Source organism: Microvirga sp. GN3 (assembly GCF_055792825.1).
In genome coordinates this window covers 1-8638 of the sequence record NZ_JBVVAK010000242.1, presented here as the reverse complement: position 1 = coordinate 8638, position 8638 = coordinate 1, and the positions used below count along the sequence as shown (strand labels likewise).

The following is an 8638-nucleotide window of genomic DNA, read 5'->3' as shown; positions in this document are numbered from 1 at the left end:
GGCCGCTGCAGCCGCAGCACCAGTTCGATCAGCTCTTCCTTCGTCAGGCGCTGCAAATCAGTGCGATCCATGGCCCCATGGATTCAGGAATTGCGCCTGATGACAAGGGCGTGGGTAATTACCTGATGGCCTTTGCCATTGGAGCCTTCTGCCGCTGGTTCGACATACCGTCCCCTGCCCCTCCTAGGGTAGTCGGAGCCCTGCTGGTGGTTGCGATGACCATCGGCTTCCTGCTTACCGGGCACCTCCTCGAGGTTCGGTGAGCACGCGGCATTGCACCTCCGATCGCAGGCGGATCATAAGGACGACGGGGTGGCGGGCTCAAGTGACGCCCTCTGGTCGCAGGGGAGCGGTCATGCTCTAATAGGCCAGTGGCCCGCCCTACCGAGCCGAGGAGCCAGGAGGCCGTCATGCGGCCAGATCTGCGCGCGGACGATCCGCCTCGCGAGGCAGAACCTTTCATCGGTATACCCGGTCGTCCCTTAGAAGGGGACCTCGTTGCTGCACTGATGCGTCGCCACGAGGTCGCGGCAGAGCGACTGATCGGGTGGCTGCGCATGGCGATCGGGATATGTGTCTTCGTGACAGTGATTGCTGCAGACCGGGTGCTGCTTCAATTGACAGGTGTGTCGCTCGACCTGTTCGAGCGGAATGCCTGGATTGCTTCGCTCGGCTTCCTGTTAGTCGGTGCGGCCAGCATCGTGCTTGCGGTGCCACAGCGCTGGCACCACGGGTTCGCCTACCTGTTCATGATGCTGGATGTCGGGCTCGTGCTCATCATCACGTTTCTTGCCATTGGCGAGCGCGGGTTGCCCGGCAACGCCCTGCCGTCCGCCCCTATCGCCTGGGCGGCACCGCTGGTTCTGGCCGTTGGAGCCCTACGCTACGACGTCAAGGTCCAGCTCTGTGCCATTGCACTTCTGGCGCTCGGCCTGATGGGGATCGCCATCGCGCTGGACCATCGCCTGGTCCTGGACGCTGCCGCTGTGGAGGCGCCAGCGTGGCACCGGCTGTTTTCGATGCCGGTCAATGTGATGCGGTTCGAGCTGCTGCTCCTGGCCGGAGCCGCTACAGCCTTTGGCATCATCCGCTCGCGACGGCTCTTGTCCTCCGCAGTCAAGGATGCCATCGGGCGTGCCAGCCTCTCACGCTTCCTCCCGGCCGAGATCGCACCCCGGGTGGCAGCGGGCGACGTCGATCTACGCCGTGGTCGCCGCCAGAGGGCGGTCATCGTCTTTGTCGACATCCGAGACTCGACCGGGATGGCGGAAGGTATGGATCCGGAGCGCCTTTCGCAATTCTTCACCGCCTTCAGGACCCGGATCCTGGGCTGCGTGCGCAAGCACCACGGCTTCGTCGACAAGTTCATCGGTGACGGAGCCCTGATTCTGTTCGGCGTCCCAGACGAGAACAGCGACGACGCGGCACGCGCTCTTGCTTTCGCACACGACCTCATACGGATCGTCGAGGCTTGGAATGCGGCTCGCGAACTTCCTCATACCGTGCGGATCGGGATCGGCATCCATGTCGGCGAGGTCTTTTGCGGCATTGTCGGCGACGAGGAACGGATGGAGTTCACGGTGCTTGGCGATGCGGTGAACGTCGCCTCGCGTCTCGAGCAGGCGACGAAGCGGTATGGAGAGATGATCCTGGCCTCCGGTGCCGCCGTCGAAGGCTCATCGGACCGCGCCGCCTGGCGGGAAATCGGTCGCGAGCCTCTCGCCGGACGCAAGGAACCCGTAGCGATCTTTGCCCCTGCGACCTCCATCATGACCGGAGATGGCGGCATTCCTGTCGGTCCTCTCGGTTCGCAAAGCCCAGCTTAGGCTGAAAGGCTCATGCAACCCATTGCCTGCATCGAGGAGAAGCGCTTATCGATGCGACATGCGGCATAATCCTTTTGTCAAATTTTCCTGCTCAACTGACCATCATTGGCCATTGACTTGGTAGAACCCGAGGAGAGTGGAATGACATCGAAGCCGTGCATCGTGTTAGGCGCTCCGGTACAGGAGGGCGCTGGCAGGCTTGGCTGCGATATGGGCCCGAGTGCTTATCGGACCGCCGGCCTGATCACCGAACTGCACAACCTCGGCTATGTCGTGGAGGACCGAGGCAACATCGTGCCCCGGCCACTCCGGGACTTGCAGCACCCGAACGTGGCCATCAAGTCTCTGCCGGAAACCGTCGCCTGGACCGAGGCCCTCGCCGAAGCGGCCTACCTTGCGAGCGGTGACGGCATGACAATTTTCATCGGCGGTGATCACAGCCTCTCGGCCGGCTCGATGACCGGCCTAGCCCGTCGCGCGGCGGAAGAGGGGCGCGAGTTCTTCGTTCTGTGGCTCGATTCGCATCCCGATTTCCATACCCTCGGCACGACAACAAGCGGCAACCTGCATGGCGTGCCGATGGCCTACGCAACGGGCCTTGATGGGTTCGAAGGCTACTTCCCCGCTCTTGCCGCTCCGATCAAGCCTCAAAACGTCTGCATGATGGGCATCCGTAGCGTCGATCCGGCAGAGCGCGCCGCGTTGAAAACGGCTGGTGTGACGGTCCATGACATGAGGGCCATTGATGAGAACGGCATCGCTCCGTTGCTTGATTCCTTTCTCGCGCGTGTTGCGGCGGCAGATGGTGCGCTCCATGTGAGTTTTGACGTTGATTTCCTTGACCCTGGCATCGCGCCCGGCGTCGGGACCACCGTTCCTGGCGGCGCGACCTTCCGCGAGGCGCATCTCATCATGGAGATCCTTCACGATAGCGGCCTCGTCGGCAGCATCGACCTGGTCGAACTCAATCCCTTTCTCGATGAACGTGGGCGCACGGCCCTGCTCATGGTCGATCTTGTCGCGAGCCTGATGGGACGGCGCGTTCTCGACCGCCCCACCCAGAGCTACCGCTACACGCCTAAGGTCGGTTGAGCCAATCAAGGTCCGCTTGGTGCCACGGTGCAGCACTTTACCGTCCTGGCATGTGAATGGCTCGGAATGCGCTTATTGTAGAGATACGCACCATCGCCTGTAGCGGCGCGGTCATGGTTTTTTCCAGCACCGCGACTGACATGCAGGATGCCAAGGGCATCGGCCACTAGGATTCCTCCTAAACGAGCCGACGGTGGAACCGGGTGAAGACGAACCGCTGCCTGCCGCCCGACGGGGTCTGATGATCCTCCTCGAACGCTTCAAGCAGATCAAAGTCGGGACCGAGAAGGGCCGCAATGTCACCCTGGCCAGCCCGCAATACAGGCAAGCCGCTGCATCGCTCCGGCCCGCCCAAGGCGAAGCCCGAAATTATGACGAACCCGCCCATTTTTACGGAGTGGCGAAGCGCTTCCGCATAGGCAGCGCGATCTCCCGACTCCGTCAGGAAATGCAGCACCGCCCGGTCGTGCCAGAGGTCGACCAAGAGATCGGGCTCCCATGTGGTGATGTCGGCAACGATGAAGCGAACACTGCGCCCGTCGCCGCCGAGGCGTGCCTTGAGCCTTTCGAGGGCCGCGGCTGATATATCGAGTAAGACAATATTGTTGAATCCTTCGGCGAGAAGGACATCAGGGAGGTGAGAGACTCCGGCCCCGACATCCAGGATGTATGCATCCTTCCGGAGGTTGCAGGCATGGATCAGGCGCAGTGAGGTCTCTGGTCTTGGCTGGAACCAGCTGACCTCATTCTCCACCTTCGTCGTGAAGACCTTGTCCCAGTGCTCGCTCCGTGCGTCGGTCATCACCGCCTCCCGGGGGATTCGTTCGAAACGATGACAGCGGCGACCATGACTTTCCAAGCTCCGGCTATGGTAAGCACCAATGAGATCAATCCCTCACAATGGCTCTCGTGGACGGCTCTCTTGGACCCGCCCGTTCGACGCCGATTTAGGACACTTCCCCGCCCGAATGAGGGCTGACCGGGATCGGCACGGCGTAAAGCTCCAGGCGATGACTAACGAGCCGATACCCGAGCTGTCTCGCGATCTCTTCCTGTAACCTCTCAATCTCGGCGTTCCGGAACTCGATGACGGCGCCGGTTTCAAGATCGATCAGATGGTCGTGGTGCTTCTTCGACGCCCATTCATAGCGGGCGTGGCCATCACGGAATTCACGCCGCTCCAGAATACCCTCTGCCTCCAAACGTTTGACCGTGCGGTATATGGTGGCGAGCGCGACATGCGGGCATTGGGCAACGACACGGCGATGCAGTTCGAAGACGTCCGGATGGTCTTGAGCCTCCGAGAGAACCTGGGCAATCAAGCGGCGCTGGCCTGTCAGCCGCATTCCTTTCGCCCGACACTGTGCCTCGATGCGGTTCGTCTGCAGCACGACGGCGATCCCATGAGCGCCTCGAGCACTTGCACGGGACCTGCTGACGCTGTTTCCCCTGTCGCCCGGGTTTCGATGATCAGACTGCTTCGTCTCGCGAGCGGCCATGGCCATTCCTCGCTTGCTAGACCTTCACCAACACGGCAGTGGCATACATCAACGACAGACCGGCCACGAGTCCGCCGATAGCGCTGACCGGAACCGACCCGCTCTTCCATCGGTCGTCCAGGCGGTAGAGATAGGCGCCGACTTCTACGATGACCTGAAGGATGGCCCCGGCCCCAATCGCCAGCGCGAGCGCCGCCCAGAGCGGGCTGTAGGCAAGGCTACCGAGCCACATCCCCAGGATGGCCGGAGCGCCCGCCAACAGCGCCAGCCCGACGAAGGCTGACAGAGGCGGCGGCTCCTTCACAAGGGGCACCGCGATTCCGATGCCTTCGGTAATGTTATGAAGGGTAAAACCGAGCACGAGAAAGATCCCCAATCCTGCCGCCCCGGCCGCGAAGGCGGCACCGATGGCGAGCCCCTCGCCGAGATTGTGCAGGCCAATGCCGATGGCGATATATGTCGCCAGCGCCAGCCCGGTGGGAGCACCACGGCGTCGGCCGATGACCCAAAGCAGAAGGAAACTGATCAGGGCCGCGAGGACCACCATCACAGGCCCCTGGAAAGCGGCAGCGGCCTCGCCTGCCAATTCGAGCGCATCCTCAAGCGAGTCGGCGAACAGGAAGGCGAGCAGGCCGATCGTGAGGGCGAGCAGAAAGCCCATGCCCTGCGATCCGACTCCGCGCAATGCCGGGTAGAACATCAGCCCGATGGCGACTGGGACGATACCGACAAAAGCTCCCAGCATTGCCTGCGGCACAAGCTGACTCGACTGAAACTCCGGCGTCCGCACCGCCACCGGGACCTCATGATCGAATGTGGTTCCCGTCTTCGTCACGACCCGAACCACGTGTGCGTCGCCAAGGGTCCAGGGGAAAGGGACATGAATCCATGCGGTGGCGAGCCTGGGGAGGTCACCAGGGGGGGCCTGGGTGAAGGTCCAGTACGCATCATCGACCTGGACCTGCGCGATGGTCATAGGCTCGGAGCCGCCCGCCCGCACGAGAAGGTGGATGCCGGTGTTATCGAGGATACGACGCTCGAACGTCAACCGTTCGACGGGCGGTGCGCCGTTATTGAAGGCGCGCAACGGATCTGACAGCACAAGCCATGAAGCCGCGAGCCCCAGCAGGAGCAAGGGCAAGGCGATCCACAGCACGATGGCGTATCCCGGTCGCGCTCTGGACACACCTGGGGCACCAACAGTTTCCGGACCCGCGATATCGTTCATGCGGCAGCCTCCACCACATCGAACATGCCCATCCAGCCGAGCTCCGTGAACTCGGATTGGTGAGCGTGGAACATGTACAAGCCGGTCTCATGGTCTCGGTAGGCGAACTCCACGATACCGCGCTGGGCTTGGCATTGCATGACCGTGTCGACAGTGCGCAATGTCGGCGTCAGGGTCGTGCCGTGGTCGTAATAATCGAAGAAGTTGCCGTGCAGATGCAGCGAGTTGATCGGATCGAACTCCACTACATTGACGAGGTAGATCCGCACCGGCTTGCCGCGAACGACGGTGATCGGGTGCTTGGTATAATGATGCGCAACCGTGTTGACGGCATAGACCTCGTTCTCGCCATCGAAGTTGGTGTCGAAGGCGTTCATCACCATGACGAACTCCTGCCAACCCTGGTTCTCTGATGTGCCGAGAAGGCGTGAACGGGCAACGCCAGCCAGTTCGGGATGACGGGTCGGGTCGGGATCGATGACGAAGGCGCCGTACATGCCCTTGTGGATGTGCCGCTTCAACGGCAGCGAGTGGCAGTGATAGAGGTGGCAGCCGAAGGGAAGCGCATCGAACTCATATGTGAATTCCTCGCCGGGACCGATCTCCCCCGCGCCAGGAATACCGTCCATCCGTGCCGAATGGATGCCATGGAAATGGATGGAGTGGCGATGTGACCCGTTGTTGTGGAAGACAATGCGAACGCGGTCGCCTTCGGTGACACGGAGGCTCGGGCCAGGTACCCGGCCATTGTAAGTCCAGGCTGGGAAAAGAATGCCCGGCGCGATCTCGATCTCCTTGTCCTCGCCGATGATCTCAAAAGTGCGGAGCGTGCGGCCGTCCGGCAGCACCGAGACAATTCCGGTATCCCAGTCGGTCAGGAGCGATGAGGGGTCGAAGCCATTGCGGGTGGCATCGACATCGCCGACGGTGATCATGTTGCCATGGGCACCGTGAAAGCCATCCGGTGTTGTGCCTGTCGTCACGACAGAGCGGCCATGGTTCTCGTGCGATGTTCGACTGCCTGCGGCAATGCTGCCAAGCATCGAGCCACTCGCAGCGGCTGCACCGCCCCAGAGGAGGCTACGTCGACTGAGAGACTCCCGGAGCCAGGCCCGCATGGCTGTACAGCCCTCTTGCTTTTGCAAAGCATTTGCAATTATAGCTCAATTTTTAGCCTGATTCAATCCATTTGGCGATGCCCCAACCAGGTAATGACTGGCGCGTCATGCGGAGCCGAAGCGTGGGCGCTGAATCCCCTGCTCTCCAAAGGATTTGCATAGGTCGGGTAGGCAGTCCCAAAGGGCTCGCTTTGGTTTCGAGCGCCGTCTTAACCTTTGCGCCCGATTATCGCGACCCTACGACGGGTATTCGATATCAAAAGCTTCCAAATTCTAAAGCATCGGACCCAAAAGTGGGCTCCACTTTTGGGGTCCAAGCAGCCGCATAGGAAGCGAACGCCATGAAGGGGATCCAACCGCGCTCCTGACGCCGATCTCCAAGCACAGATCGAATCCGTGCACCCTGAGGTCACGACGGAACCTTCCGATTCAAATATCGGATTACCAGTGCAGGAGCCGCCACGGAGATCCGACCGGCATCTACGCATCGTCAACGCAGGCTGATCTCCACTCCGCTGACATTGGCATTGAATTCCAGCCCGATGTTGCGGCCGCGCAGTTCGAGAACAACCCCTCTCGCGTTCTGCAATCGGATGCCAGACGCGCCGCCACCGGCGGCGACCCCTGCTCCGACGGCCGTATAAGTACCGGCGATATCGGTTGCTCGGCGCAAATTGTAAGCCCGCCCGACTAAATCCGCCTTTGACACTCCGATCGTCGCGCCGACACTCAAACCGCCGACTCTCAACGGGTAGCGGCGACCATTGAAGACGAGCGTTCCTCGACCACCACCGACGCCGACAATAAAGCCCGCTTTGGCAATCTCAATATGGACGGTTCCGGTCGCAGCCCATGTCGGTTTCGTCAGTACCGGCGCTAGCGATGCTGCAAGTGCGATCAAACCAAACCGAAGAGCACGTTGGAATTTGAGCATGGACGCCTTCCCTCCTCGCCGGCAAGGTGAGCTTGAAACTCGTCATGCATCCATGCACGCACTTGGCCCTTCGGATGTCGCCAACTGGAGGGTCTCAAGTTTGTATGACTAGCACTGAACGAGCGATCCTGGTCGATGCCGGCATTTGCAGTTCCGCAGCGGTCGTCCCCACCGGTTGAAAGGCCGAGAGTTCCCTGTGCGGTTGTTCAGTTTTCAGTAATGCCGATCCATAGCCAATTTGCTTGACACTTTGGGACTGCGGCTTGGCATTTCGAGACATCAATACAGCTTTTGCATGATAGTTTCAATGATCGACAAGGCTTCTCATAAGTATTGATTGCTGCTCTGCAGAGATATGCTTAGTATCTAGGCCGTTCTAGGCAGAGTGCCTACTGGCAACACAAACTGCCAGTGGATCAAGGGGTTTTCATGAAAACGATCTTCCTTGCACTGGTAGCAAGTGCTTTTCTGACGGGCTGCATGTCCAGCGCGGAATCTGAATCCCATCTACCAAACTACGTTACGTCTCAAGCCTTCCAGGCCCCGGCAATCCGCAACGACACCTATGGCGGTGCTGCAATGCCGATGCGCGGCCTTCCTCGATAAACGAACGGCGGCATTATCAACCAAAGACAGCTACCTTTGAGACGAGGTTGATCCCGCCGGCCTTCGTTCGGCGCATCTCGCGTCCAATTGCGGAGCGGAAAACGGCTGGAAGTTGGAGTGCAGGCGGTATTCTCGCCCACAACGTCTTGGTCACCGGCCGTCCTTTGCGTGTGCGTCGCGGCGCCTGGCCTGTGACGACACGCTGCGACCAGCGAAAGCCGATCTCATTGAAGTAGAGATCCGCGTGATGCGGGCTGATGTGATGGAACACACCCGAGACGGTGCGGCGGATGCGATCGTTGAAGCCCTCCGCCGAGTTGATGTGCACCGGACCG

The 8638-nt window shown here is 60.8% G+C and carries 10 protein-coding genes; 4 read left to right on the top strand and 6 right to left on the bottom strand.

What is annotated here, in order from left to right; genetic code table 11:
* The 3 genes from ACS5Q1_RS44880 to rocF all read left to right on the top strand — a co-directional run.
* On the top strand, positions 1-263 hold a 263-nt coding region (locus ACS5Q1_RS44880), incomplete at its 5' end, for a DUF1427 family protein (protein WP_473104283.1).
* Positions 264-410: 147 nt separating this feature from the next.
* Positions 411-1826, top strand: coding sequence for an adenylate/guanylate cyclase domain-containing protein (locus ACS5Q1_RS44875; RefSeq protein ID WP_473104282.1), 1416 nt, complete (start codon positions 411-413; stop codon positions 1824-1826).
* Between the two features lie 141 nt (positions 1827-1967).
* The gene (rocF, locus tag ACS5Q1_RS44870; protein ID WP_473104281.1) at positions 1968-2918 is read left to right on the top strand and encodes an arginase; all 951 of its coding nucleotides are present in this window, start codon (positions 1968-1970) and stop codon (positions 2916-2918) included.
* Positions 2919-3096: 178 nt separating this feature from the next.
* Here the strand turns inward: rocF and ACS5Q1_RS44865 are convergent, their stop codons facing one another.
* From ACS5Q1_RS44865 to ACS5Q1_RS44845, 5 genes are all read right to left on the bottom strand, one after another.
* Positions 3097-3720 carry a class I SAM-dependent methyltransferase gene (locus ACS5Q1_RS44865; RefSeq protein WP_473104280.1) on the bottom strand — a complete coding sequence of 208 codons (624 nt, stop codon included), beginning with the start codon at positions 3718-3720 and terminating at the stop codon, positions 3097-3099.
* A gap of 145 nt (positions 3721-3865) precedes the next feature.
* Complete coding sequence (locus ACS5Q1_RS44860; RefSeq protein ID WP_473104284.1) at positions 3866-4264, bottom strand: Fur family transcriptional regulator; 399 nt, start codon at positions 4262-4264, stop codon at positions 3866-3868.
* A 169-nt stretch (positions 4265-4433) separates the two neighbouring features.
* Positions 4434-5645, bottom strand: a complete 1212-nt coding sequence (locus tag ACS5Q1_RS44855) for a ZIP family metal transporter (protein WP_473104279.1) — start codon at positions 5643-5645, stop codon at positions 4434-4436.
* Positions 5642-6688 carry a multicopper oxidase domain-containing protein gene (locus ACS5Q1_RS44850; protein ID WP_473104278.1) on the bottom strand — a complete coding sequence of 349 codons (1047 nt, stop codon included), beginning with the start codon at positions 6686-6688 and terminating at the stop codon, positions 5642-5644. Before ACS5Q1_RS44850 ends, ACS5Q1_RS44855 begins: the two co-directional genes overlap by 4 nt.
* Positions 6689-7253: 565 nt before the next feature.
* Positions 7254-7697, bottom strand: coding sequence for a lipid-binding SYLF domain-containing protein (locus ACS5Q1_RS44845; protein WP_203443799.1), 444 nt, complete (start codon positions 7695-7697; stop codon positions 7254-7256).
* A 429-nt stretch (positions 7698-8126) separates the two neighbouring features.
* On the opposite strand from ACS5Q1_RS44845, the gene ACS5Q1_RS44840 reads away from it, so the two are divergent.
* Positions 8127-8303, top strand: coding sequence for a hypothetical protein (locus ACS5Q1_RS44840; protein WP_203443798.1), 177 nt, complete (start codon positions 8127-8129; stop codon positions 8301-8303).
* A gap of 16 nt (positions 8304-8319) precedes the next feature.
* Here the strand turns inward: ACS5Q1_RS44840 and ACS5Q1_RS44835 are convergent.
* Positions 8320-8638: transposase (locus tag ACS5Q1_RS44835; protein WP_473104277.1), on the bottom strand; the 319-nt coding region annotated here is incomplete at its 5' end.